The sequence below is a fragment of the Acinetobacter sp. KAM396 genome (assembly GCF_021602765.1).
Classification (GTDB): Bacteria; Pseudomonadota; Gammaproteobacteria; order Pseudomonadales; family Moraxellaceae; genus Acinetobacter; species Acinetobacter towneri_A.
The window spans coordinates 1-24,959 of record NZ_BPPH01000033.1 but is presented as its reverse complement, the minus strand read 5'-3'; the positions used below and the strand labels follow the sequence as shown (position 1 = coordinate 24,959).

At 40.5% G+C, this 24,959-nt stretch carries 21 protein-coding genes and 4 pseudogenes; 12 read left to right on the top strand and 13 right to left on the bottom strand.

Annotated elements, in window-relative coordinates; all coding sequences use genetic code 11:
• Nucleotides 1-680: 680 nt before the first annotated feature.
• The 3 genes and pseudogenes from L6C30_RS12435 to L6C30_RS12425 all read left to right on the top strand — a co-directional run bounded on the left by L6C30_RS12435 (nt 681) and on the right by L6C30_RS12425 (nt 2,555).
• Entirely contained in the window at nt 681-1,235 is a 555-nt protein-coding gene (locus tag L6C30_RS12435; RefSeq protein WP_026437983.1) for a YqgE/AlgH family protein, read from the top strand.
• The gene (ruvX, locus tag L6C30_RS12430; protein ID WP_019836093.1) at nt 1,228-1,671 is read left to right on the top strand and encodes a Holliday junction resolvase RuvX; all 444 of its coding nucleotides are present in this window, start codon (nt 1,228-1,230) and stop codon (nt 1,669-1,671) included. Before L6C30_RS12435 ends, ruvX begins: the two co-directional genes overlap by 8 nt.
• A 151-nt stretch (nt 1,672-1,822) precedes the next feature.
• Nucleotides 1,823-2,555 (top strand): annotated as a pseudogene (locus L6C30_RS12425) (IclR family transcriptional regulator).
• 87 nt (nt 2,556-2,642) lie between these two features.
• On the opposite strand, the gene L6C30_RS12420 reads toward L6C30_RS12425, so the two are convergent.
• Nucleotides 2,643-3,257 (bottom strand): alpha-ketoglutarate-dependent dioxygenase AlkB, encoded by a 615-nt coding sequence (locus tag L6C30_RS12420; RefSeq protein ID WP_019836094.1) that lies wholly within the window; start codon nt 3,255-3,257, stop codon nt 2,643-2,645.
• Between the two features lie 129 nt (nt 3,258-3,386).
• On the opposite strand from L6C30_RS12420, the pseudogene L6C30_RS12415 reads away from it, so the two are divergent.
• Nucleotides 3,387-5,188 (top strand): annotated as a pseudogene (locus tag L6C30_RS12415) (ABC transporter ATP-binding protein).
• A gap of 58 nt (nt 5,189-5,246) precedes the next feature.
• Here the strand turns inward: L6C30_RS12415 and pgsA are convergent.
• The 3 genes from pgsA to uvrC form a co-directional block, all read right to left on the bottom strand.
• Nucleotides 5,247-5,834 carry a CDP-diacylglycerol--glycerol-3-phosphate 3-phosphatidyltransferase gene (gene pgsA / locus L6C30_RS12410; protein WP_168417596.1) on the bottom strand — a complete coding sequence of 196 codons (588 nt, stop codon included), beginning with the start codon at nt 5,832-5,834 and terminating at the stop codon, nt 5,247-5,249.
• A 105-nt stretch (nt 5,835-5,939) separates the two neighbouring features.
• Nucleotides 5,940-6,734, bottom strand: a complete 795-nt coding sequence (locus L6C30_RS12405) for a thioesterase family protein (protein WP_019836097.1) — start codon at nt 6,732-6,734, stop codon at nt 5,940-5,942.
• A gap of 133 nt (nt 6,735-6,867) precedes the next feature.
• Nucleotides 6,868-8,667 carry an excinuclease ABC subunit UvrC gene (gene uvrC, locus L6C30_RS12400; RefSeq protein WP_070155468.1) on the bottom strand — a complete coding sequence of 600 codons (1,800 nt, stop codon included), beginning with the start codon at nt 8,665-8,667 and terminating at the stop codon, nt 6,868-6,870.
• Nucleotides 8,668-8,983: 316 nt separating this feature from the next.
• Here uvrC and L6C30_RS12395 point away from each other — a divergent pair.
• Nucleotides 8,984-9,599, top strand: a pseudogene (locus L6C30_RS12395) (hypothetical protein).
• 106 nt (nt 9,600-9,705) lie between these two features.
• On the opposite strand, the gene L6C30_RS12390 reads toward L6C30_RS12395, so the two are convergent.
• The gene (locus tag L6C30_RS12390) at nt 9,706-10,122 is read right to left on the bottom strand and encodes a PH domain-containing protein (RefSeq protein WP_019836100.1); all 417 of its coding nucleotides are present in this window, start codon (nt 10,120-10,122) and stop codon (nt 9,706-9,708) included.
• Nucleotides 10,123-10,235: 113 nt separating this feature from the next.
• Nucleotides 10,236-11,150 carry a lipid A hydroxylase LpxO gene (lpxO, locus tag L6C30_RS12385; protein WP_019836101.1) on the bottom strand — a complete coding sequence of 305 codons (915 nt, stop codon included), beginning with the start codon at nt 11,148-11,150 and terminating at the stop codon, nt 10,236-10,238.
• A 484-nt stretch (nt 11,151-11,634) separates the two neighbouring features.
• Here lpxO and fadB point away from each other — a divergent pair, with 484 nt between their 5' ends.
• Both fadB and fadA read left to right on the top strand, forming a co-directional pair.
• Nucleotides 11,635-13,788, top strand: a complete 2,154-nt coding sequence (fadB, locus tag L6C30_RS12380) for a fatty acid oxidation complex subunit alpha FadB (RefSeq protein ID WP_019836102.1) — start codon at nt 11,635-11,637, stop codon at nt 13,786-13,788.
• Nucleotides 13,789-13,800: 12 nt separating this feature from the next.
• Entirely contained in the window at nt 13,801-14,973 is a 1,173-nt protein-coding gene (gene fadA / locus L6C30_RS12375) for an acetyl-CoA C-acyltransferase FadA (RefSeq protein WP_004975824.1), read from the top strand.
• A gap of 145 nt (nt 14,974-15,118) precedes the next feature.
• Here the strand turns inward: fadA and L6C30_RS12370 are convergent, their stop codons facing one another.
• On the bottom strand, nt 15,119-15,391 hold the full coding sequence (locus L6C30_RS12370; RefSeq protein ID WP_070155466.1) for a hypothetical protein: 273 nt from the start codon (nt 15,389-15,391) through the stop codon (nt 15,119-15,121).
• A 108-nt stretch (nt 15,392-15,499) separates the two neighbouring features.
• Complete coding sequence (locus L6C30_RS12365; protein ID WP_026437984.1) at nt 15,500-16,249, bottom strand: hypothetical protein; 750 nt, start codon at nt 16,247-16,249, stop codon at nt 15,500-15,502.
• Between the two features lie 207 nt (nt 16,250-16,456).
• Between L6C30_RS12365 and L6C30_RS12360 the strand changes: the two genes are divergently transcribed.
• Nucleotides 16,457-17,158 carry a DsbA family oxidoreductase gene (locus tag L6C30_RS12360; protein ID WP_236163186.1) on the top strand — a complete coding sequence of 234 codons (702 nt, stop codon included), beginning with the start codon at nt 16,457-16,459 and terminating at the stop codon, nt 17,156-17,158.
• Nucleotides 17,159-17,258: 100 nt separating this feature from the next.
• Here the strand turns inward: L6C30_RS12360 and L6C30_RS12355 are convergent, their stop codons facing one another.
• On the bottom strand, nt 17,259-17,459 hold the full coding sequence (locus L6C30_RS12355) for a dodecin family protein (protein WP_236163185.1): 201 nt from the start codon (nt 17,457-17,459) through the stop codon (nt 17,259-17,261).
• 373 nt (nt 17,460-17,832) lie between these two features.
• On the opposite strand from L6C30_RS12355, the gene L6C30_RS12350 reads away from it, so the two are divergent.
• The 4 genes from L6C30_RS12350 (at nt 17,833) to L6C30_RS12335 (ending at nt 21,276) form a co-directional block, all read left to right on the top strand.
• Nucleotides 17,833-17,997, top strand: a complete 165-nt coding sequence (locus L6C30_RS12350) for a hypothetical protein (RefSeq protein ID WP_236163184.1) — start codon at nt 17,833-17,835, stop codon at nt 17,995-17,997.
• 325 nt (nt 17,998-18,322) lie between these two features.
• Entirely contained in the window at nt 18,323-18,502 is a 180-nt protein-coding gene (locus tag L6C30_RS12345; RefSeq protein ID WP_019836108.1) for a hypothetical protein, read from the top strand.
• 10 nt (nt 18,503-18,512) lie between these two features.
• Nucleotides 18,513-20,036 (top strand): hypothetical protein, encoded by a 1,524-nt coding sequence (locus tag L6C30_RS12340; RefSeq protein WP_236163183.1) that lies wholly within the window; start codon nt 18,513-18,515, stop codon nt 20,034-20,036.
• 94 nt (nt 20,037-20,130) lie between these two features.
• Nucleotides 20,131-21,276 (top strand): hypothetical protein, encoded by a 1,146-nt coding sequence (locus L6C30_RS12335; RefSeq protein WP_236163182.1) that lies wholly within the window; start codon nt 20,131-20,133, stop codon nt 21,274-21,276.
• A 139-nt stretch (nt 21,277-21,415) separates the two neighbouring features.
• On the opposite strand, the gene htpG is transcribed toward L6C30_RS12335, so the two are convergent.
• The 4 genes and pseudogenes from htpG to L6C30_RS12315 form a co-directional block, all read right to left on the bottom strand.
• Nucleotides 21,416-23,332, bottom strand: coding sequence for a molecular chaperone HtpG (gene htpG, locus L6C30_RS12330; RefSeq protein WP_019836111.1), 1,917 nt, complete (start codon nt 23,330-23,332; stop codon nt 21,416-21,418).
• Between the two features lie 95 nt (nt 23,333-23,427).
• The gene (locus L6C30_RS12325; protein WP_019836112.1) at nt 23,428-23,772 is read right to left on the bottom strand and encodes a lysozyme inhibitor LprI family protein; all 345 of its coding nucleotides are present in this window, start codon (nt 23,770-23,772) and stop codon (nt 23,428-23,430) included.
• A 173-nt stretch (nt 23,773-23,945) separates the two neighbouring features.
• A complete protein-coding gene (locus L6C30_RS12320; RefSeq protein ID WP_019836113.1) occupies nt 23,946-24,536 on the bottom strand; it encodes an OmpW family protein in 591 nt (196 codons plus the stop codon).
• Nucleotides 24,537-24,870: 334 nt separating this feature from the next.
• A pseudogene (locus L6C30_RS12315) lies at nt 24,871-24,959 on the bottom strand (IS5/IS1182 family transposase); the annotation flags it as partial.

Genomic DNA, 24,959 nt, shown 5'->3' with positions numbered 1-24,959 from the left:
CAAATGAGTTTTACTATGATCAGCTACCCCAACAAAACAAGGTGGCTTAACTAGAGCGGAATATCACTTATAAATACGCTTTTAGTTGTTCAAACAAGTGGGACCACCTCTCAATTATTTTTTGTTTCAATATGTATTTTATGTATATTTATTGAAACATATCAAGCTATAAAAAAGATAAATTTTACACAAAAGCACAAAGCTTACAAGAAAAATAAACAAACTTATAGATTTTTTATATTAAAAAAACCACTATTCATTAGACAAACTTAATATTTAATAAAAGAGAATATAAATTCAATAAAACCGCCTATTTTGCAATTAAAAAACAGAAATTACATTCGTTAAAATTAAAAGTAGATTAAAAAATATACACCAAAACATTTAAACAAACCCACATCACAAAGATAATAAAGCAATCAATTATTATGTTTCTATATCTTCAACTTTGTAACTAAATAGATAAATTTAATGACATCATTTTTTCTAAATTTTAAATTTATTCTTTTATTTATACTTTGTCTCACTTTTACCAAAGCAAAGTTGTCATCACAGTGGTTTTATGGGATAAGTACAGCTAAGAAATGTATATTTGTATGATTTGGCTGTAACTCGTTTACGTTTCCAAGTAGGTTTACAGTTCTGTTTGCCACCACCTCAGATTAAGGAGAATTGCTTAGGTGACTAAACAATATCTGACGCATCGCTGTCTCATAGCCCCGCCCGATATGAATGATGAGTTTTTTGCAAACACCGTCATCTATTTGGCACGTCATGATGAAGACGGTGCGCAAGGCATTATTCTCAACCGTCCATCGGGTATCCAAATCAAAGAATTGCTCAATGATTTAGATATTGATGCAGATAATGTGCATCCTCACGAAGTTCTACAAGGTGGTCCATTACGACCTGAGGCAGGTTTTGTTTTACACACAGGGCAGCCAACTTGGCATTCATCTATCGCAGTGGGTGAAAATGTCTGTATCACCACCTCTAAAGATATTTTAGATGCGATTGCCCACAATGAAGGCGTTGGACGCTACCAAATTGCCTTGGGCTATGCCAGTTGGGGCAAACAGCAACTGGAACAAGAAATTGCCCGTGGCGATTGGCTCATTTGTGAATCGGACATGGATTTGATTTTCAATTTACCTTATGACGACCGTTGGGATGCCGCATATCGCAAAATGGGCGTAGATCCAACTTGGTTATCTTCAGAGATTGGTCATGCCTGAAACGACTCAAGCCCAAACCATTATGGCATTTGACTTTGGCACCCAAAAAATGGGCATGGCTGTGGGGCAGGCACTGATTGAAAGTGCAACCCCACTCGCCCTTTTCCCCATGAAAGATGGCATTCCGCAATGGGAAAACTTGCTAAAAATTATCAAGCAACATCAGCCGCAATTATTTCTAGTGGGCTTGCCTTTAAATATGGATGATAGTGAGTCGGAACTATCTACCCGTGCGCGTAAGTTTGCTAAACGCTTACGCCATCAAAGCAATATCCATACCCTAATGGTCGATGAACGCCTAACTACACGTGAAGCACGTGATGAGCTTGATCATTATCAAGCTCAAGGCCGTGGCAAAAAGCTCGCTGCCGACAGTCTTGCCGCAGCACTATTGATTGAAAGCTGGTATCGTGACCCTCACGGCGTTCAACCTTAAATCCTGTTTCAAATTGATAACATCGACAAACCTAAAAGAATGGGGAGATTGATCCCTAGTACACTTAATTCCCTCTGTAAAAAGTCGATTGGTCTGGCTATTTTTTGATATAAAGTGACATCATCCTTTTGGGTTGAATGGGTAAATCCGCATAGCACTGTCTAGCTTTGGCAAGATTCTCACAGTCTTAGACTTATATTCAACCGCACGTGCTGTCACTAATGTAGATACGATGAGTGAGTAACTCGGTTTATCTAAACCTACGAGTTACCGCTATTTAAAAGAGTTGGTTTCGGCAGAGTTGTTGCAACACATGAGTGGCACCTCGTGAGATTACACTCTTGGGCCCCCAATTGCGGTATTGGATTTTATCTCTCGTACGACCAATCCATTGGTCACCATCAGCATTCCGTTTATGAAAAAATTGCGGAACATGCTGAATTTTGCTGTTTATTGACCCAGCTTAATCAAGATTCTTGCATTGATGTACATCACGAAATCTTTAAAGATACGCCTTTACTGTCTTATGGTCGCGGCTACCCACGTCCTGTTTATGTCGGCTCATCGCCAAGAATGATTATGGCACACTTGCCTAAAGCTAAAATTTTAGACTATTACCAGCGTTTTTCTGCCGAATTGGGGCAAGTTAATTTTGCAAAAGATGCGGATGATTATTTGAAGCTGATGCACATAATCAAAAAACAAGGCTATTATTTTCTAATAGCGATCTTGATTCAGATATTGCAGGCTTATCTGTACCGATTCATTTTTCATCTAAAGATGCGCCTTATGTCTTGATGCTGTTGGCATCTAAAAACCGTTTTGAATTTATCAATTTGCAAAAGCTGATTGAAATTTTGCAGGATAATGCCCAACAAATTTAAAAACAGGTTGAAATACTATATACCGATTTAAGCCTAGACGTGAACTCAACCTAACGTGGCAAAATTTAAAACTGAGGACGATCTTATTCAGAAAGTGCTATGAAAATAGCGAAAGGTAAGATTAATTCTGGGTTGTATAATTTTATTGGACTTCATTAATGCATGTTTCCAATACTGCTGTGTTTGTCCTCGCATCACAAGCAACTGACCACTCTGCAATAAAAGATCCACTTTATATGCCGTATGTTTATGCTTAAAACTGAATTTACGGGTTGCTCCAAAACTCAATGAAGCAATGACAACGTTTTTTCCTAAATTCGGCTCATCGTCACTATGCCAGCCCAAGCCCTGCGTACCATCTTGATATAAATTGGCCAAACATGAATTAAAGGGATGCCCGACCCATTGTTCAACTTGCTGTTTCAGCCGCCACAAAGCAGGTAGCCAAACATGAGCCTGCTTTAAAGCACCCGAATACCGATATTGATACTGCTCATCGCCATACCATGCGACTTGGCGCTTGGTCCGATAATACTGACCAAAGAGCCGACCTTCATCAGGCTGCCATGCCAAATGTTGCAGAAAATACTGTAAATAACGCGCACTATGCTCCACATTCAGCACCAGACCATAGTCCTGTACAATGCCGTCATAAGGCAGTATGTTGTCACGAGGCTCAGGGCTAAACAACTCTAGATTCATGATGAACCCACTCTACTGTGTAATCTAAAAATTAGGATAAAACTGCTCACAAAATGACTCAGCTTTTTAGCTTGTGAGACCTAACGTTCATCCTTAGACTTAAAATCATTGTGCTGATAATAATAGCTTATGAATTTATGGCATTTGTTTCAAAAATTGCGTCCCTTTGTTCGTCCCTACCGAATGTTGGTGATCGCAACCCTGATTTTAACCTTAATTGGCTCATTTACCGCCCAAGTCAATGCACTCACTTTACAATATGCAGTCGATAGCATTAATGCCTTAATTGAAGCGGGACAAGGACTTGCGGCAGGCTGGCATATTTTAATCACGATTTCAGTCATTTTACTGGGCAAAGAAATCATCAATGCCTTTGTGCAATTTGACAGAAGTTTTACGGTGAAAAACTACGCATTTTTGTCTCACAAGATTTAGCTCAAGGCATTATTGAAAAGTTTTTACGTTACCGTTTGGCTTTTTTTAATCAAGACAACAACCAAGCAGGCAAATTACAAACACGTATAGACCGAGGGATTGGTTCACTCACCCGTTTAGTGCAAATTTTCTTTATTGATATTTTACCGCTATTTACCAGTGCGATTGTGGCTTTAGGCTTAATGTACTATGCCAATGTATATGTGGGCTTGCTCGCCACGGTTATTGTTCCCATTTATTTTTGGCTGACCTATCTGCAAGCGCAAAAGTTAGGCAGTTGGCGACGTAATTTACGTGATGGACGTGAGAAAAAAAGCCAAGGGATTCTTAGCATTATCAACTCAATCACCGTGATTAAATCATTTAACAGAGAAAGCATCGAAGCAGAAAAACAACTCACCCTGCAGAAAAAACTGACCCACAATCAAATGCAGACCCGCCAAACCAGTTTTTTATTTGATGGTTTAAAAAGCTTTATTGAACAAATTGGAGTGGTGCTGATTATTATTTTAACGGCTTATTTTGTATTAGATGGACAAATGAGCATCGGCATGATCATGTATCACGTGTTACTGTTTGGCAATGTTTCTGCCCCCATTCGCTCATTGCATCGTATTTATGATGAAGTCAATGATGCAATGATCTATTCAGAAAGCTTCTTTCAAATTTTGGAAGCCGAGCATGAAATTGAACCAAGTGGTACGCTTAAACCCATCATTCGAGGGCAGTTTGACCTGCAACAGGTAAACTTTTTTTATCCGAATGGACATCATGCACTCAAAGACATTCAGATGCAGATCCAGCCCAATAAAATTACTGCATTAGTGGGATTATCGGGGGCGGGAAAATCCACGCTGATCAGTTTATTAGATAAATTCTATGAACCGCAAAATGGTACGATTCAACTCGATGGAATAGACATACAACAGATCGATACTCAGTATTTACGTGATCATATCGGCTTAGTTTTGCAAAAAAACCATATTTTCCAAGGCTCTATTTTTGAAAATATTCGTTATGGCAAAACTGATGCTAGCTTAGAAGATGTGATTCGGGCCGCAAAAAAAGCCTCCATTCACGAACAAATTTTGCATTTGCCTGAGGCTTATGACTCAGATGCCCTGATGCTTTCAGGCGGCCAACAACAACGCATTGCCCTTGCACGTATGTTCCTGAAAAATCCACCTATTATTTTTTTAGATGAACCTACCGCTAGTCTAGACGCTATTGCAACCGAACAAATTAAGCAAAGTCTGGATGAAATTAAACAAGGCCGTACCGTGATCATCATTTCACATAGCTTATCGCAAATTATTGATGCCGATTACACCTATGTCATGAAGGAGGGCAGAATTGCAGAACATGGTGAACATGACACGCTTTATCATCACAATGGGGTTTATAAAGAAATTTTTGATGCGATGGCAAAGAGCTTAAATATTGAAAAAATTGCCAAAACCTTTGAAGATGATACCGAAGAAGAAACTCACAGTTAATAAAAAAGTGCTTCATGATAGAAGCACTTAGGGATGAATCTGTTTTTAACAGTCTACTTTAAGGCTGTTTCAAATACGGCCAAGCGGCTTTTAAGTAAATAAACATCGACCACAAAGTTAAAATTACAGCGGTATAAAGCAGCAAATACGCCAACATTTCTAAAGGCTGCCAGTTCAATAAGAACACTGAAATTGCAATCATTTGGAATGCCGTTTTATATTTCCCCACGGTAGACACGGCCACACTGGTACGTGCGCCCAACTCAGCCATCCATTCACGCAATGCAGATACAGTAATTTCACGGGAAATAATTACAATCGCTGCAAAAGCCATTGAAATAGTAGGTTGCCACTGCACCAACACAATCAATGCCGCAGCCACCATCAGTTTATCTGCTACAGGGTCGAGGAAACGCCCAAATGCAGAAGTCTGATTTAAAGAGCGTGCCAAATAGCCATCAAACCAGTCGGTCACGGCAGCGATCACAAAAATAGAAGTCAGCAAAATATGACGTGTCATACCGCCATCGTAACCATTTACGCCCGTTGCAGGAGGCCAATACGCCACTAACAAAAAAACAGGAATCAAGGCGATTCGAGCCAAAGTTAATATATTTGGAATGTTCAGGATACGACCTGTTGTCATAGACACCGCCAATGTTTCCTCTCTTTACGCTGCATATTCACAAGTTTTTTGAGGATTTGTCATCGTGAATAGGCTTCACTTTATACGAAATGCTAGTAGGTGTCACTAGGCAAACACGGTGATGGTCTGTCGAGCAATCGCAATCAGACGATCTTGCTCATCCCAAAGGTGTGCGTATTCGGTAGCATAACCATCGCTGGCATGATCAGTAAATACTTTATATTTCATCCAGCCATGTAATTGATTTTGCAAAGGATTGATATAGGTCACATGCCATGTCAGAGAACTAGCAGGTGCGAGCTGACTGAACATCGGCAATACCCCAGGTGGCCACATATCAAAAGCTACCATTAAATCGGGAATAGTCATCGCACGATTCGCATGCTTTTTTGGGTTAAAACGCATCCAGCCTGCAAAATCAGGTTTATGGCTGGCACTGAATGGATACTGCCCTTCTACCCAGACCAAATCCATTTGCTGAAAACACTCAGGTGCTAAAGGGTGATGCTGCGTAACTGGTAATTCACTGACAGGGGCAAAATTTGGTGCGGTACGTTCCTGTTGCACCACAATACTAGATTCACGTGCTACGCCAAAACTGGCAATCAAAATGCTTTGTACCGCATCATCCTGCCACAAACGCACCTCAATGCTAGTGACTGATTTACCCTGCCGAAGAATTTCAGCCGTAAGCCGTGCCCGACCTTGTTGTACAGGTCCAACAAAAGTCACGCTGCTACTGAGCAAGCGCTTTTGTGGATCGGCAATACAATGCTGAGCTTTTTGCATCATCAAGCCTGCCACCAAGCCACCATAAATGGTGCGTCCTTGTAACCAACCCTGTGGAATATCGATCCATTCTTGTTCGGCAATGGCCTGATAGGTCTGTAGCAACGACATGGTTTTTCCTTAAACAATGTTGTGGTTGATATTACAGGGTTTTGATCTGATGTGAATGTTCAATGACGGCAGAGTCAATGCACTTTTTTGCTATTTACCTTTGTATAAATTACTGCTTTTTTAGAGTAAACCATCATTCATGCAGCACTTTATAAATCGTACGCGCCATCACTTCACCCAGTCCAGGCACTAAAGTCAGCTCTTTTTCTGAAGCTTTCAGTACACCTTGTATGCCTCCAAAATGGGTGAGTAAATCACGACGCCGTTTTGGCCCCAAGCCTGGAATCACCTCAAGTATCGATGAACCACGTTTTTTATCACGTTTAGCACGGTGCTTGGTAATTGCAAAACGGTGTGCTTCATCACGTACCTGCTGAATCAGATGCAGCGCCTTATGATCTTCAGGCAACTGAATTTTGCTACCATCAGTAAAGTGCAAGGTTTCTAAACCAGGTTTGCGTCCTTCGCCTTTGGACACCCCTATCATAAAGGCATCTAGTCCTAATTCCTGCATCACCTCCATCGCCATATTCAACTGCCCTTTGCCGCCATCAATGAGCAATAAATCGGGCAACATGGCTTTTTTATAGCGACGAGTCAGCGCTTGACGCATGGCGGCATAATCATCTCCTGCCTGAATATTCTGAATGGAAAATTGTCGATAATCACGTTTGCGAATACCACCACTGTCAAATACCACGCAAGACGCCACAGTGTCTTCGCCCATGGTGTGCGAAATATCAAAACATTCAATTCGATCAATGGGGCGTCCAACCACTTGTTCTAACTGATGAAAACGCTCATTTAATTCAAAGTGATTAGCGAGTTTACCTTTAATAGCATGCTGCACATTCATTTGCGCCAATTCTTGCCACTCGGCACGAGTTTCACGCACTTTATGTTTGATGTGAATTCTTTTACCGAAGTGTTGCTGTAAAGCTTGCTCCAACTCTTTGCAATCTGCCACTTCCACATTGACAATCAGTTCCGCTGGAATTTCATCGGCCACCTGAAAGTAAAAGTTGGCAATAAAATCGGACAACAGTTGTCCCAAATCATCGCCCAACATATCTGGAAAATAACTCTTACCGCCCAGCATTTTGCCATTGCGCACGTGCATAATTTGCACACAGGTCACACCTGCCTGATAAGCAATTGCGATAATATCGGCTTCACCTTTGACTTTATAAATGGCTTGCTGTGCCTGTACATCACGCAGCAATGCCATACGGTCACGATAAAAGACTGCTTTTTCAAATTCCAACGCTTCGGCTGCAGCTTCCATTTTGGCAATCAATTGCTGATTCAGTTCTTTGCTATCGCCCTGAAGAAAGCGGATCGAATTATGAACATCTTCTTTATATTCTTCGGGCGAAATCAATCCAACACACGGAGCCGAACAGCGTTTGATCTGATATTGCAAACACGGACGCTGGCGCTGGGCAAAATAACTGTTTTCACACTGCCGCACATTAAACAGCTTTTGTAATACCACCAAAGTATCGCGGGCATTATACGCACTCGGATATGGCCCAAAAAACTTACCAACCTGATGCTTGCCTTTGCCGCGCCCACTGGCAATGCGCGGATAAGGCTGATCTGCCGAAACAAAAATATAAACATAAGACTTATCATCGCGCAGCATAATATTGTACGGTGGGCGATGCAGTTTAATCAGGTTTTGTTCAAGCAATAATGCTTCGGTTTCGGAACGCACCACCAAAGTTTCAATATCATATATACGCGCCACTAAAGCTTGCGTTTTAGGATGCTCGATGGTTTTGACAAAATAACTCGACACACGGTTTTTTAAATTTTTGGCTTTGCCGACATATAATAATTCCCCGTCTTTACCCAACATACGGTAAACCCCTGGCAATTGGGTCATATTTGCCAAAATTTTCTCGATATGCTCACTTGCGTTTGGGTTCACGAGTCATCCTATTGTTGCTGCATTCTTTACATGATGTGCTGTTTTGTCTGATTTTTTCAAGCTTTATCCTGTGGCATATCGCATGATCTATCCACGAAAACGATGAGCTCAGTGAAAAAACAATCCGTCTGCAACACAAGATTTGCTATGCTCAGGCATCTTGTCAGCAGCAGTAAAGTGCAGGATAACGACCGCACTACACGGCATACAGATCATTCAAGCCACAACGTCCCAGCCGATCAGTACACATCAGTATGTATCCGCCAAAGACCGTTTGATTGGCAAGCCGCGCTTTCATTTTGAACCTACACAAGTCATGCAATTGTTACGTCAACGGATTATTGGACAAGATGCAGCGCTGAATGAAATCGAAAAAATGCGGGATGTGGTCAAGGCCGATTTTTCCAGCACAGAGCGACCACTTCGAGTGACTTGAATGCTTGGCCCGACAGGTGTTGGCAAGACCGAAACTATAGACTTTCGCAATAGCATGATTTTTATGAGCTAGATCTAGGCGCTCAGGCCGCACAACAATACTTGAATAAACTCAATCTATTGCCTCAAAAAATACAACAATTGTGTTTAAAACGTATGCCAATCCAACCAATCATTGAAAATTCATGCATTGTAAATTTGATCCTGAATTTATAAATCGGATTGACCGTAGTTTGCATTATTAAGCGGTATCTGCTGATGCCCTGCCGCAATTGGTCGAAATTGAATTGGAAAAGCTAAACCATCGCCTGAAGCATCAACAGCGCAAGTTCAATTCACTGCAGCAGCTAAAGTCTATTTTTATCAGTGACATGATTCATTACGGCGTGCGGCATTTGGGGCAAAAAATCCGCACTGAACTTGAGCCCATTTTAGCCTTGTATTTTTTAAGTCATCCTGAAAAATCAGAAATGTTTTTTTATTGCAGTGCAGATTAATTACACCGAAAAATAGAATAAGCCCGCAACTTATGCTGTGTGAATCTCAAGGATGCTGCCCTGCTCATCTTCAAGATTGTGTTCTTTCACTTTAAAAGCCTAGGGATTAGTCGGTAATTTCCATTCCCAAGGCCTGACTAAATTTGGTCTGATCTTGAGGTGAAACCAATACAAATTTTGGCTGTCCCGCTTGAAGATAATCAATTTTCAAACGCTTCAGTGACAAAGCAGGTGACGCGACCGAATTATTGGTTTTAGATATTTTTTGAATACTGTCGCGTGGAATATCCCATTTTAAAAACATACAACGAATCTGCAAGCGTTCTGCATCGACCTGATAGCGCGTATTGAACACAGGCCACCACAACACAAAAATGGTGATGAAATACACTCCTGTGTGCACAGGAAATTCTGGCATCGTGCCTTTGGCGTACATCGTCAGCAATAACTGAATCAATAGACCAGACATACAAATCGCAAAAGCCAAAACCCACCAATCTTTTTTAGAACGAAACGTTTGCATAAAAATTCCCCTATTTGCTTCATTCTATACAAAAAAGTAGCCGGGAATTAAAGCGCGATGCTGAAATTGCTCAAAATATCATAAAAAAACGCCCCGAAAGGCGTTGTGATGCTTTAAAACACATAAGGGCGAATAAAAATTAAGAAGAAAATCCCGAGCATCAAAAACCATTTTAAGAAGTAGTACACGCGACTATTTTTAGCTTTTAAAGCCTTGGCTTTTAAACGCACTTGATAGACATAGCCAAAGACTTTGTTTAAGCCACCCGTCTGATCGCCTGCTTCATTCGGAGAGCTTGCTGCGGTCATCACATTTTTGCCAAACCAGTGATTAAACTTTTGCATCCAGAGTGATTTTAACGGACGCTCGACATCGGCAAAGAAAATAATACGGTTTTGAGAAGTGCCATTTTCAGCATAGTGAATATAGGTTTCATCAAACACCACACTTTCACCATCACGCCATGAATAACGCTCCCCATCGACATCAATAAAACAACGGTCATCATTGGGTGTCATCAATCCCAAGTGGTAACGCAATGAACCTGCATACGGGTCACGATGACGCACTAAACGACTGTCGGGCGCTAGTTCAGTAAACATCGCCGCCTTAATGCTAGGCAAAGTTTTTAATAATGCTGTGGTTTTTGGGCATAATTCTGCTGCTGATGGATGCGCGGAGTCATACCATTTTAAATAAAAACGCTTCCAGCCTGTTTTAAAGAATGAATTAAACCCCAAATCATCGTAGCTACTGGAAGCTTTAATACCGCCCTGTTGATATAAAGCTTTGGCTTCATCACGAATCATTTCCCAGTTGTCATCTAAAACTTTTAAATCTTGAAAATGCTGGGTGTCAATATATGGTTGATTCGGCACTTTAGAAAATAAGTACATTAAATAGTTAATCGGTGCAAGAATGGTCGAATGGTCAAAAAACTGACGATAAAAACTATGACGCACCTTGCCGCGCTGTTGAATATACAACGCTGAAGCGATAAAAATCGCCAAAATAATCCACTTCAACATAGAACTAACCAAATACTTAAAACAGCAGAAATTCAAAAATGTCGCATATTCTACTCAATTTCAGCGCATGAGGTCATCGCAAAAAATAGAACACAGCATTGCAAGTCGCTCTGTATACCTACCCAACCTCACGCTATAAAACGTCACTATCCAAACCAAGCATTGACTTATCTGCCCTAAATAAACCACTGAAAGTTCTACTTTTCAAGCTTTTCTAAGTCCTAAAAGTATTCCAACCCGATAAAAATAGAATAAAAAACAATCACCTTCATCGTGTTTTAAAAATAAGATTTTAAAATCGGGTCAAAAAGCAATTCCACGCTGTGAGAAAAATCATGACCCTTGCGTCACGGCTTGATACAACTTGCTATATTTTTTTTAGATATAGTTATCGTAAGATTAGCGAGGCATATATGTGTGCAGAACTATCGCACACGCTTCATAACATCAACTTAGAAGTCCTCCAAAATAAAGGAGATCAGGCATGATCCACGCTGGCAATGCCATTACCGTCCAAATGCTTTCGGACGGAATTGCAGAATTCCGCTTTGACTTACAAGGTGAGTCGGTCAACAAATTTAACCGTGCAACGATTGAAGACTTTAAAGCTGCGATTGAGGCTGTTAAAGCAAACAATGAAGTGAAAGGTTTAATCGTCACTTCTGCGAAATCAACCTTTATCGTGGGTGCAGACATCACCGAATTTGGCGCAAACTTCGCTCAAGGCGAACAAGCCATTGTGGATTGGGCGTTGCCTGTTCACGACATCTTCAATGCTTTTGAAGATTTAGACATTCCTAAAGTTGCTGCAATCAATGGTATGGCATTGGGCGGCGGCTTTGAAATGTGTTTGGTATGTGATTACCGTGTGATGTCAGACCAAGCACAGGTGGGCTTACCAGAAATCAAACTCGGTATTTTCCCAGGCTTTGGTGGCACGGTTCGTTTAAGCCGCGTTATTGGTATCGACAATGCGGTTGAATGGATGGCAATGGCCAACCCTAAACGCCCTGATGCTGCACTCAAAGACGGCGCTGTAGATGCTGTGGTTGCTGCAGATCAATTACAAGCGGCTGCGTTGGACTTGGTTAAGCAAGCCATTGCAGGTCGTTTGGACTGGAAAGCAAAACGCCAAGAAAAATTAGACCCTGTAAAATTGAACCCACTTGAACAAATGATGGCGTTCAACACGGCGAAAGGTGCGGTATTAGCCAAAGCGAATCCTGCACAATACCCAGCACCAAAACTCATGCTGGATTCTTTACAAGCAGGTGCAAGCTTGCCACGTAATGACGCGCTCAAAGCTGAAGCTGAAGGCTTTGCTAAAGCTGCTGTAACGCCTCAAGCAGGTGCGTTGATTGGTTTGTTTATCAACGACCAAGTGGTGAAAAAGACCTCGAAAAAATATGAAAAAGGTGCACATCCTGTGAACCAAGCGGCTGTACTCGGCGCGGGTATCATGGGCGGTGGTATTGCTTACCAAGCGGCAAGCAAAGGCACACCAATTATCATGAAAGACATCGGCAATCCACAATTAGCATTGGGGATGTCTGAAGCAAACAAATTGCTGACCAAGCAAGTTGAACGTAAAAAAATGACACCTGCCAAAATGGGTGAAACTTTGGCACGTATCCGCCCAACTTTAAGCTATGACGAGTTTAAAGAAGTAGATATCGTGATTGAAGCCGTGACTGAAAATCCAAAAGTCAAAGGCATTGTGTTGGCTGAAACTGAGAAAAATGTTCGTGACAACACGATCATTGCTTCAAATACTTCAACCATTTCAATCACACGTTTGGCTGAAAACCTACAACGTCCAGAAAACTTTGTCGGCATGCACTTCTTTAACCCAGTGCACATGATGCCATTGGTAGAAGTGATTCGTGGTGAAAAAACTTCACCTGAAGCAATTGCGACCACTGTGGTTCTTGCTCAGAAAATGGGTAAAACACCAATCGTAGTGAATGACTGCCCAGGCTTCTTGGTGAACCGCGTATTGTTCCCTTACTTTGGTGCATTCGACTTGTTACTGAAAGATGGTGCAGACTTCCAGCAAGTCGACAAAGTCATGGAAAAATTCGGCTGGCCAATGGGTCCTGCATACTTAATTGACGTTGTCGGTATCGACACGGGCGTTCATGGTGCAGAAGTTATGGCAGAAGGTTTCCCTGACCGCATGAAGCCAGACTTTAAAGGCTCAATCCAAGTCATGTACGAAAACAAACGTCTTGGTCAAAAAAATGACGTAGGTTTCTACAAATATGAATTGGATCGCAAAGGCAAAAAAGCCAAAGTGGTTGATCCAACTGCATACGAGCTTGTAGCATCTGTGGCAACATCTGAAAAACGCGAATTTGATGCACAAGAAATCATTGACCGTATGATGTTGGCGTTCTGTAACGAAACTGTTCGTTGCTTAGAAGACAACATTGTGGCAACACCATCTGAAGCAGATATGGCGATGATTATGGGTGTCGGATTCCCTCCATTCCGTGGTGGTCCATGCCGTTACATCGACCAAACAGGTGTTGCTGAATACGTTGCACTTTGCGACAAATACGCACACTTAGGTAAGGCTTATGAAGCGCCACAAATGTTGCGTGACATGGCTGCTAACAACAAAAAATTCTACGGTTAAGGAGCAACGTGAATGGCTACTTTAAATCCACGTGACGTTGTCATCGTTGATGGCGTACGTTCTGCAATGGGTAAAACCAAAAACGGTATGTTCCGCAATGTACGTGCTGACAGTCTATCGGCTGAATTGGTTCGTGCTTTAGTTGCTCGTAACCAGTTTGATGTCAACGAAGTTGAAGATGTAATCTGGGGCTGTGTGAACCAAACCCTAGAACAAGGCATGAACATTGGTCGTAATATTGCATTACTGGCTGATCTTCCAAAAACAGTAGCGGGTCAAACCGTAAACCGTCTGTGTGGTTCTTCAATGCAAGCAATCCACACGGCTGCAGCACAAATTGCAACCAATCAGGGTGATATTTTCATCATTGGTGGTGTAGAGCACATGGGCCATGTGGGCATGATGCACGGTATCGACATCAACCCTGCTGCATCGAAGCACTATGCCAAAGCATCAAACATGATGGGCTTAACTGCTGAAATGTTGGGTCGCATGAACGGTATTTCGCGTGAAGAGCAAGATGCTTTTGGTGTGGAATCACACCGTCGTGCATGGGCTGCAACACAAGAAGGTCGTTTTAAAAACGAAATCATTGGCATTGAAGGTCATGACGCAAACGGCTTTAAACAGCTATGCGACATCGACGAAGTGATCCGTCCAGATGCCAACCTTGAGGCGTTCCAAGCTTTACGTCCTGTATTTGACCCGAAAGGCGGTACGGTCACTGCGGCAACATCTTCAGCATTGTCTGATGGTGCATCTGCGATGCTGCTTATGTCTGCTGAACGTGCACAAGCATTAGGTTTAAAACCACGTGCGGTGATTCGCTCTATGGCAGTTGCAGGCTGCGATGCAGCAATCATGGGTTATGGCCCAGTACCTGCAACTCAAAAAGCGCTTAAACGTGCTGGCTTGTCAATTGCAGACATTCAAACCTTTGAATTGAACGAAGCGTTTGCTGCACAAGGTTTGTCTGTTCTTAAAGGCTTAGGCATTTATGATCAGCAAGATCGTGTGAACTTGAACGGTGGTGCAATTGCACTTGGTCACCCATTGGGTTGTTCTGGTGCGCGTATCACCACCACATTGCTGAACGTGATGGAACAACAAGACACGCAAATCGGTCTAGCAACCATGTGTATCGGTCTTGGTCAAGGTATCGCGACAATTATTGAGCGTGTGTAAAAAGTCTTCGTAAGAAAAAAATCCTCGCATCATGCGGGGATTTTTTATTTTGTTGTTTTGAACTGTTCTGATTTTTAAATTTTATTCTTTTGCATTTTTATCTTGATATGTAAATGACTGATCAGTTGTGATTTACCTGTATAACTTAAACTAACAACTCTCCCATCAACCATGTCATATAGCGTTCTTTGTCCATAAAGTCTGGGGCGCTGCCTGTATCCAAGCAGTAATATTGCTGATTAAATTCAATCACAATTTGTTCAGTCTGATGCCAATCTTCAACCAAACGAAAGTGCTGATTAAAGAAGTAACGGTTCTTGCCCCAATTATTTAAATTTTCGAGTTTCGGGTAGTTCTTATTTTCCAGAAATTGCAAATACAGTTGTTGAATATCATCAAAGACTTGAATGTTGTTCATATCGGACCTGCCTAGCTGAGCCATTAAATCAACAGCTACAGTTTAGGCAAGAGATTTGAACAACAGATGACATTCTTTTGACAATTTGATGTATGGATTTGCTAGACCTTATAACTTGCTTTCAAGGGCCCGCTGATGCTGCTGACTGATCTCTTGCATTTGCGTATTGAGTTGCACCATCTCTTGATATACGGTATTAAATTCTTTCAAGGCTGCATCTTCATAAAACATAAAGGTATTGTTTTTGAGCTCCCATTTGTTGTTTTTTAAAATTGCAAACAACACATACGCTTTACCCAAATTTTTCTTTTCTAATTCAAATAATGTGTAACCTTGGTCATTATGGCGGCTTTCCAATAAAGATTCTGCTAAATGACGGCGCAAATTATGATTGATTTCAAGATTCTCAATTTGCTCTAGAGCCATCGCTTCATGCTGTTCTAAATGCTCCTGATACAAATCTACCATGGCACGCACTTGCACTAACATGGCTTCGGTATCGGCATAGTCTTGTTTTTTGTCTGCAGCAAGTCGTTGAGGATTTAAAAACTGATCCCAATTCAAGGCTTTTAATTCACGCAAATAACTATTACGCGCTTCGGCACTTTGTACCATGTGACTCAACACAAAACTTGCCATGACCTGATAATCACCCGCTAAGCGTGAGTCGTGCACATTAATCTGAATCGGTTTAGACCAATCCTGTGCCTGTACAAAAATCTGTTCAGCTTTTTCATGAATCACATTTTGATAGGCGTGCAATTGCGCAACTTGTTTTTGCTGACTGTTATATTGATAAAACATCCACCCAAAAATAATACCCGTTACACACCCAATGATTAGCACTATCCGTCGCATGAGTGCCCTCTTATTTTTAATATTTGTTTTATCTTACCGTGAAGCCCATCACATTTGTATAGATTTCATACTTATTTTATTACTAAACTATTGGAATATACCACCTTGTATTTGACCAGATGCTCAAAAATAAGTTTAGCATCGCTGTATGCTTTAAATTTTATGTAACATCCCCATCTTAGTAAAAAACAGAATTTGAGATTATTCATGCGCGTTGATATTTGGTCAGATATTGTTTGTCCGTTTTGCTATATCGGCAAAAAACGTTTGGAAGCTGCTGCTGAAGAGGCAGGTGTGGAATTAGAAGTGCATTGGCACAGCTTTGAACTTGACCCAGATGCACCACCGCGTCAGGAAGTATCTAATTCAGAGCGTTTAGCACAAAAATATGGGCGCAGCCTTGCCGAAGTAGAAGAAATGCAGCGTAATATTGCCGAAATGGCAAAAGCTGAAGGTATTGACTTTCAATGGGAAAATGCCAACTCAGGCAACACCTTTAATGCGCATCGCTTGGTGCATTTGGCACAAAGCAAAGGCTTGGGCAACGAAGCCAAAGAAGCTTTTTTCTATAGCTATATGACTCAAGGTTTAGCAATTGGCGAACGTGAAACACTCGAAGATGTTGCATCACGAATCGGGCTGAATCCTGTAGAAGTGGATGATGTTCTAGATTCTGACGAATATGCCGACTTTGTAAAATTTGACCAAGAAGTCGCACGTGAACAATTAAACGTTACTGGCGTACCGTTCTTTGTGTTTGATCAGCGTATTGCTTTAGCTGGTGCGCAGCCACGTGAAGTCTTTGTGCAAGTACTGCAAAAAGCCCTTGAAACAGCAAGTGAGCTAGATTTTGAAGATGCAGCAAACTGCGATGCAGAACAATGCGATCTGCCTGAACCCAAAGCATAAGCTTAAAATATACGTAAGTTGAATAGCGTTCTTACAACTCGATTAGACGCCAAAAAAATCCCGAAACGGGATTTTTTTTGGACTTTCAAGTGCACCGAGCTTATTCAACCAAGAAGCTAATTTTTAAATTGACCCGATACTCCGCGATTTGATTGTCTCTAATCACTACTTTTTGTTCGTTAATCCACGCGCCTTGGACATTTTTAACCGTTTCTGTCACTTTCGCGATTCCAGTTTGAATCGCGTCTTCAAAACTTTTTGAACTACTTGAATTAACTTCAACTACTTTTGCAATTGCCATGATTTTCTCACTGTCCTTTATCGTTATTGAAATTCCATCATAGATTAAAAAAACCGCACTTTTAGGTTGTTTAACCAATCGCAGCTAAAACATTACACGAATTCACACTGTCAAAAATGTCATTAATCTTTCGCATTAAATCTTGTCAAAATTTAAATATTGCAGGCATCTCAACCATTTAAGCCTTTAAAAAAAACTAGAGCTAAAACTCTAATATATTGTTTTATATTGTTATTTTCTGGATGATTGCCGAAATGATCATTTTGTAAATTTTAAACTTTGTTATGATTCATGTGAATTTTTTATTTAGTTAGATCTCTCTCTACAATGTCTAGCTTGTGTCTAGACATAAATACTTTGGATGGACATTCCCATGAATATGTTTAAATCTGTTTTGATGGTTTCACTTCTAGCAATTGCTGCAAATGTATCTGCTCAAATTGTGCATGTACCTGATTTTCCAACGCAAAAAGTGAATAAAGAATCGGCTGCATCTGAAGCTGTTGTGAATGAGCCAACTTCGCAAAAAGCCGCCTAATTTTCTCGTTGTATCCACTTATTTTGACTATATTCACCTCTCCCATTTCTCTCCCCAAACAGCAGTCTAAATCGGTCTGCTGTTTGTTTTTCTAGTGCTAAGTTTGCTTCAAATCTCCCTACTGCTTCTAAAAGCTGCGTCCTCCCCCACTGTCAGTACTTTTGGGCACTGTGATTTAAATTTTTTTGATTATTTTCCATATAAAAAACGCATTTTTTGTCAATAATGTCTAAAAAAGCACAAAAGCTGACAATTTTGAGCATGTATTTTTTTATTAAATCCTTATAATTAAAGTGATTTGTTTTCATTGCTATAGCAGATGCCTATGCAACAACTTCAAGCACTTATACAAAGAAAAATTCCACCTCAAGCGATTGAGGTCAACCATTTAATCGAATTAGCCAAACGCTATCCTCAACCACAATCGGCAGAATATAAATTGATTGAATTGGCGCTGAATATTGTATTGGCCGATTATTTAGAAAAAGCACAACAACATATTTAAGTATGCATGAATGAATACACTAGAAAAATCACTGTTGATTAAAGAATTACACGACTTAACCGATGCCTTAAAGCTTAAAAGACTCAGTCTGTATGAAACAGCCAAAGCCAAAGCACGCATTAAAGACATTTTTATGCTGTGCGATGAACCGATTTTTCAAAAACAGTTGCTCACATTTAAAGCCTTACAAAATCCAATTCAAACTGCTGCAACTTTTGCAGAACAAAGTTTATATGCCCAATCTTTTCGTGGCGTATTTACAGAACCAGAAACACTAGAATCAGCACTTTATCAACAGCCTGAAACAGGTTGGGCGATTTTGTATCAACCTAGAGCAGGCTGGCAAATTTGGTTAATTCCTGCTGCTGAACGCACCGCTCTACTCAGTGAATTCCAAGATTTAGAGCAGGTCTATCGCTGGATGCTGCAACAGCAGCAACAATACCACTGCCTTCAAACCGATGCTGAACTGAAGCAAGCTGCTGTTCTAGAAGCAGCACAAACGGCAACGATCGAAGCGGCGAAAACTCAGCAAATTTTTACCACTGCAGAACCGGAAGAAAATAAAGCTGTATCTCCACCAATTCAATTTGAACTTATTACACAGCACATCACTACAGAAGAAGCGACCTCGTCTGATACGCAAGTTTTAGACGTGACTGAATATGAACTCACTATTGAACCGATCACAAATCAAACGATCATTTCCAATCCAACGCTGAACACAACTCAGCCAGACGTGTCAACAATAGATACGGCCCAACCACTACCAGCCATCACACCAAAAACAAGCACCACCCTAGCTTATAATCTATTGTTAAACCAATATAGCTGCCCAATTTCTGCGCTCAATCTTAGCCAAAACGAGTCAGTGCAGTTATACCGAGTCTTTTTGCCTGAAGCACCAGAAGTCACCCAATATGCCGATGTGTTGGTGCATTTGTCTGATCCTGAAGAAGACCAGCAACAGCTGTTGGCGCGTGCGGTATATATAGCAGAACAAACCAATACGCAAGGACACTTTATTAAATATCTGGTGTTGCTTGGCACATTAGATCAAATACAAGCGATTCGTTTGACTCAAAACCTTTGCCAACAGTTTGAACATAAGATTGCAGCAATACGTGAAATTTCTTGGGAAAAATTACAAGAAAATTTATTTGATTTGAATCAGCTTTTTCAATGCTATAGTGTTGATGCTCAAATCGTGTGGCAGCAAGAGCACTATTTTTCTTTTATTCCCAAACAACATATTCTAACCACCAAATTTATTCAGTTCGAAGAAAGTGAAGCGCAGAGTCATACTCCTTTGATTTTACTGAAAGAACGACAAAAAATTCGTGTTATTCATGGCCAAAAGCGTTTACAACTGTCCCGTACAGAACAAGCTGTACCACATATTTTATTAGATCGGCAACAAGGTATGAGTTGGCAAATGATTCAAAAAGTCATTTCTCAATTACAACAACCGATTGATGCTATACAATTGTGGCAAGCACTTCAAATGTATCAAGAAAAAGAGATTTCTGCCTAAAAACTGCTGTTTATATTATGATTTTGTAGCCAAGTCTTGCTTTTATCTTATAGATTTTCAACACTAGCAATAATGGCTTAAAGATCAGTAAATAATGTCAAGAATAACGCACACATCGCCTTTTATATTAAGCTGTCTCTTAAGTGGGGTCGCAGGCACCGCTTTTGCACAAGAATCGACTCAAGCAGTGGATCAAGCTTATACTCCACTGCCACCTTATGAATTGCCTGTCGCTCCGCCAAGTGCAGCAGATAAAAACAGTTTTTATTACACAATTCCACGTTGGATTGATGCCACGCCGACGGTGTTACCCGAACAATCCAATGAACCCATTGTACCTCCCACCGCAGAAACGGAACATTTAACCTGGTTCGATCAACGACAAAAAAATATTCGCAATTGGGCCGATAAAACAGCACTTAAGTTAGACAACTGGTTTGGTGAACCAAGCCCTGAACAGCCTGCCTCAGCTACTTTACGGGTTTTGGTCGATAGCAGTTGGGATAAACACAATGAATATGAAGTCAAACCTCGTATTCGCGGAAAAATCAAACTGCCTACGCTTGAAAATAAACTCAGTGTCGTCTTTGGTGATGACTCACTGGATAACGAATTGCAAAATAACATCGCTATTACCAACGAAAACCCAGGCAATGCTGCAGACAAAACCTTAGACAGTAAACGTAGCCGTGAAGACAACAGTTCTTTGGCATTACGCTGGTCCAACTTTGCCGATCGTCTGCCTTTTGAAACAGATGTCGATTTAGGGGTGCGTTCTGGCGATGATATATATTTGCGTTTAAAAGCCAGTAAAGACTGGGCTTTGGAAAATGATTTCTCTTTTCATGCCGAACAAATTTACCGTTATGGCATCGACAGTGAAAATTATCTCAGAACCAACTTGGAGCTAACACACGCCCGTCCCAATCAAGCGTTCTTGTCCAATCAATTTAGCTTGACCTATGCCGATGAACAAGATGATGATTTGGTTTGGGACAACTACACCTTTAGACAACATCAATTCTTTGCAGGTAACCGTTTTAACTACGGCATTTATACAGGCGGTTATTATCACGATGATGACTTGCGTTTAAATCGATGGGGGCCATTTGTCTCTTGGCGTCAACCATTTTTACGTGAATGGTTCTTTATTCAGGGCGATGTCAATTATTTAAATGATGATCGTGCAGATCGTAGTCATTATCTCGGTGCTTTAGTGCGTTTAGAAGCCATTTTCTAAACAGGTAACATCTACAATCAATTCAAATTAAAAAACCAAGTCTTGTTCGCAAGACTTGGTTTTTTGCAAGATGATTTTGCAAAATGACGATGCATTATTTGCACAACACATCCTCAATCACGTTCATGTGAAAACAGTCTTACTTTAACAGCAAGCTATTAATACGTTTCACATATTCCGCTGGGTCTTCAGGCAAACCACCTTCAGCAATTACAGCCTGATCAAATATTACATGCGCTAAATCATCAAATTGATTTGAGTCCTGTAATTTTTTCACCAATGGATGCTCTGGATTGATTTCCAAAATTGGCTTCATATCAGGTACAGCTTGTCCTGCATCCTTTAACATACGAATCAATTGTGGCGACAGCTCACCTTCACCTGTCACTAAGCAGGCAGGTGAATCGACCAAACGTGTCGTTACACGTACTTCTTTGGTTTTAGCACTTAAAGATGCTGACAATTGCTCGATCACAGGTTTAAATTGTTCTGCAGCCGCATCTAAAGCTTTTTTCTCTTCGGCATCTTGTAGATCGCCTAAATCAACTGCACCTTTAGACACGTTTTGCATTGGCGTGCCATCAAACTCATGCACAAAGTTCATAGCCCACTCGTCTACGCGTTCTGCCATCAACAACACTTCAATGCCTTTTTTCTTAAATAGCTCCAACTGTGGAGAATGCTTTGCTGCGTTCAGGTTATCTGCAGTAACGTAGTAAATCGCTTTCTGACCTTCTTTCATTCGCGCTTTGTAGTCCGCCAATGAGGTACTGATGTCATCATTGCTTGAAGTGGCATAGCGTAATAATTTCAGGATACGCTCACGGTTACCAAAGTCTTCGCCTAAGCCTTCTTTTAAGACTGAACCAAATTCTTGATAGAATTGCTTAAATTTTTCTTGGTCTTTTTCATCTTCAGACTTGGCCAAATTGTCCAACATGGTCAACACACGACGTGTATTGCCTTCGCGGATGGTTTTCACATCACGGCTTTCTTGCAATAACTCACGGCTCACGTTCAACGGCAAATCGGCGCTATCCACCACACCTTGCACAAAGCGCAGATAATTAGGAATCAGGTTGTCTGCCTCATCCATAATAAATACGCGTTTCACATACAATTTAATTCCCGCTTTCGCTTCACGGGTAAAAATGTTATGCGGTGCTTTACTTGGTACATACAACAACTGGGTGTATTCAGTGCTGCCTTCAACGCGGTTATGCGCCCATGCCAATGGTGCGTCAAAATCGTGACTGAGGTTTTTATAAAACTCGATGTACTGTTCTTCGCTAATTTCGTTTTTATTGCGCGTCCACAACGCACTGGCCGAATTAATCGTTTCCCATTCATCAGTTTCCACATACTGACCTGCTTTCGGTGTTTCACCTTCAGCGGCTTCTTCTTGCTGCCATACTTCTTTCTGCATTTGAATTGGCAAACTGATATGATCAGAGTATTTATTGATAATCTGCTTAACTTTGTAGCTTTCTAAATAATCCAGTGCATCTTCACGCAAATGCAAAATAATATCGGTACCTCGTTCTGCTTTGTGAATTTGCTCGACATCAAACTCGCCCGTACCCGCACTGCTCCAACGCACGGCTTCATCTGCAGCCAATCCCGCACGGCGTGATTCCACAGTAATTTTATCGGCCACGATAAAACCTGAATAAAAACCAACACCAAATTGACCAATCAATTGTGCATCAGCTTTTTGATCGCCGGTTAATTTAGACATAAAGTCTTTGGTGCCCGATTTGGCAATCGTACCTAAATGATCAATCGCTTCCTGTTGGCTTAGACCAATGCCGTTATCTGAAATAGTTAAAGTTTTATTTTCTTTATCTAGACGAATACGTACACGTAAATCAGGATCATTTTCATAATATTCAGGATGGTTGATACCCTCAAAACGTAATTTGTCGCAGGCATCTGATGCGTTAGAAATCAGTTCACGCAAGAAGATTTCAGGGTTGGAATAAAGAGAATGGGTCACCAAATGTAATAACTGCGCCACTTCGGCTTGGAAACTGTGTTTTTGGCTTTGCTCGCTCATTCATCACTCCTTAAAATTCATAAACATGGTTATTGTTGGATGTGTTAATGAATTGGAGTGATGTGCTGATTTTTCAAGCCTAAATCTAGAAAAATTTAAAAAGGTGCGCGTTGATAAACCTGATTTAAATGATAATCTAATTTCTGCTGACGCAAATTATACATTTGGGTTAAACAATCGACTGAAGCGCCACAACGATCACGCAATTCTAACCAGCGCAATTGTTCATCACGAATTTGTGAACGCATCCCCATGGCGACCAAACGGCTGACGATACGATAGGTGGTGGCCATTTTCACATCGGCATCATTGACCGCACGATGTTCACAAATGGCATGTTCCGTTTGTGTTTTGGCTTTCTCACAAGAAAAACTTGCCGCATGCCCCGCAACACTTAGCATTAAACCAAGACACACTAACCAACCATATTTGATCGACATGAATGAATTCCTTATTTATTGTTCTTTACTTTATCTTTCAGACTGTAAATGAACATGGCATATGCTCTCAATTTTTTCATTCGCTACATTTGTTATTTTTTGCAATAAAAAAACCCCACCCTAAAGATGGGGTTGCGCTGATTTTTATTATTATAAAGAGCTACGTTTTATGATTAGAATTTGTAGCTATAACCGATGGTGTACACCATTGGGTCGATGTCTAGATCAAATGGATCTAAACCTTCGATTTCAACTTTTGGACTTAGTTGTGCATAACGTGCATCAAAGAATACGCCCCAGTTTTTTGCATCCGCTGGCTGGAAGTTAAAACCGATTTGACCTGCAAAACCAAAGTCTTCTTTTACCTTAACTTTACCTAAATCAGATTTTTCATCCCATGCAACAAATGCTGTACCACCTACACCAATGTATGGTGTAAAACGAGTTGAATTTTTAAAATTATATTTAGCAGTTAACGTTGGTGGTAATTGTTTGATTTTAAGAGCAGAATCACCATTCACTAGCACATCGTGGCTGATTGGCGTAGCCAACAATAATTCTGCAGAGATATTGTCATTAAAGAAATATTCTACCGATGGTGTAAATGCATATTCATGATCAGCTTCTACATTCACTGCGCCATTTAGAATATCTGTATCTTGTGTTGGAGAAATTACAGAACCACCAACTTTAACTTGCCATTGACCTGCCATAGCAGAAGCAGACATCCCCATTAATGCAATTAGAGCAACTTGCTTTAACATTTCAAAACCACCCTTTAGAATAAAAATCTTAACGCTTAATTAATATTAAACGCGACAACTATTAATATGCAACACGTATTAAACATAATATTTTAATTATTTTATAAATCATTAATTATTATATAAATTTATTTTAAATAGACCAAATTACTTGGTTTTAAAACCCGAGTTAATTAATAAAGTTTATATTATTATTTCCCGACTATATTACTCAATTTTATTTAGAAAATAAATTAAAAGATTTATTTAGAATACATCTTATATTTATTTAAAAATTAAACAAATTTATTTTAAATTGATTAATTCACTTAGAATAGATCTCTTGCGAAAGTCATTATTGAAAATTTATCCGGTTTACCAGTGCAGCGATTAAGTTAATGCGTAAACCGAATCTTTTCCGTCTATTTCGATAGCGTTCACTTA

Excerpts from the sequence above, each read along its gene's own strand:
- ruvX (WP_019836093.1), top strand. The coding sequence starts at position 1,228 with ATGCCTGAAACGACTCAAGCCCAAACCATTATGGCATTTGACTTTGGC.
- L6C30_RS12420 (WP_019836094.1), bottom strand. The coding sequence starts at position 3,257 with ATGAATCTAGAGTTGTTTAGCCCTGAGCCTCGTGACAACATACTGCCT.
- pgsA (WP_168417596.1), bottom strand. The coding sequence starts at position 5,834 with ATGACAACAGGTCGTATCCTGAACATTCCAAATATATTAACTTTGGCT.
- L6C30_RS12405 (WP_019836097.1), bottom strand. The coding sequence starts at position 6,734 with ATGTCGTTGCTACAGACCTATCAGGCCATTGCCGAACAAGAATGGATC.
- L6C30_RS12390 (WP_019836100.1), bottom strand. The coding sequence starts at position 10,122 with ATGCAAACGTTTCGTTCTAAAAAAGATTGGTGGGTTTTGGCTTTTGCG.
- lpxO (WP_019836101.1), bottom strand. The coding sequence starts at position 11,150 with ATGTTGAAGTGGATTATTTTGGCGATTTTTATCGCTTCAGCGTTGTAT.
- fadB (WP_019836102.1), top strand. The coding sequence starts at position 11,635 with ATGATCCACGCTGGCAATGCCATTACCGTCCAAATGCTTTCGGACGGA.
- fadA (WP_004975824.1), top strand. The coding sequence starts at position 13,801 with ATGGCTACTTTAAATCCACGTGACGTTGTCATCGTTGATGGCGTACGT.
- L6C30_RS12370 (WP_070155466.1), bottom strand. The coding sequence starts at position 15,391 with ATGAACAACATTCAAGTCTTTGATGATATTCAACAACTGTATTTGCAA.
- L6C30_RS12365 (WP_026437984.1), bottom strand. The coding sequence starts at position 16,249 with ATGCGACGGATAGTGCTAATCATTGGGTGTGTAACGGGTATTATTTTT.
- L6C30_RS12360 (WP_236163186.1), top strand. The coding sequence starts at position 16,457 with ATGCGCGTTGATATTTGGTCAGATATTGTTTGTCCGTTTTGCTATATC.
- L6C30_RS12355 (WP_236163185.1), bottom strand. The coding sequence starts at position 17,459 with ATGGCAATTGCAAAAGTAGTTGAAGTTAATTCAAGTAGTTCAAAAAGT.
- L6C30_RS12350 (WP_236163184.1), top strand. The coding sequence starts at position 17,833 with ATGAATATGTTTAAATCTGTTTTGATGGTTTCACTTCTAGCAATTGCT.
- L6C30_RS12345 (WP_019836108.1), top strand. The coding sequence starts at position 18,323 with ATGCAACAACTTCAAGCACTTATACAAAGAAAAATTCCACCTCAAGCG.
- L6C30_RS12340 (WP_236163183.1), top strand. The coding sequence starts at position 18,513 with ATGAATACACTAGAAAAATCACTGTTGATTAAAGAATTACACGACTTA.
- L6C30_RS12335 (WP_236163182.1), top strand. The coding sequence starts at position 20,131 with ATGTCAAGAATAACGCACACATCGCCTTTTATATTAAGCTGTCTCTTA.
- htpG (WP_019836111.1), bottom strand. The coding sequence starts at position 23,332 with ATGAGCGAGCAAAGCCAAAAACACAGTTTCCAAGCCGAAGTGGCGCAG.
- L6C30_RS12325 (WP_019836112.1), bottom strand. The coding sequence starts at position 23,772 with ATGTCGATCAAATATGGTTGGTTAGTGTGTCTTGGTTTAATGCTAAGT.
- L6C30_RS12320 (WP_019836113.1), bottom strand. The coding sequence starts at position 24,536 with ATGTTAAAGCAAGTTGCTCTAATTGCATTAATGGGGATGTCTGCTTCT.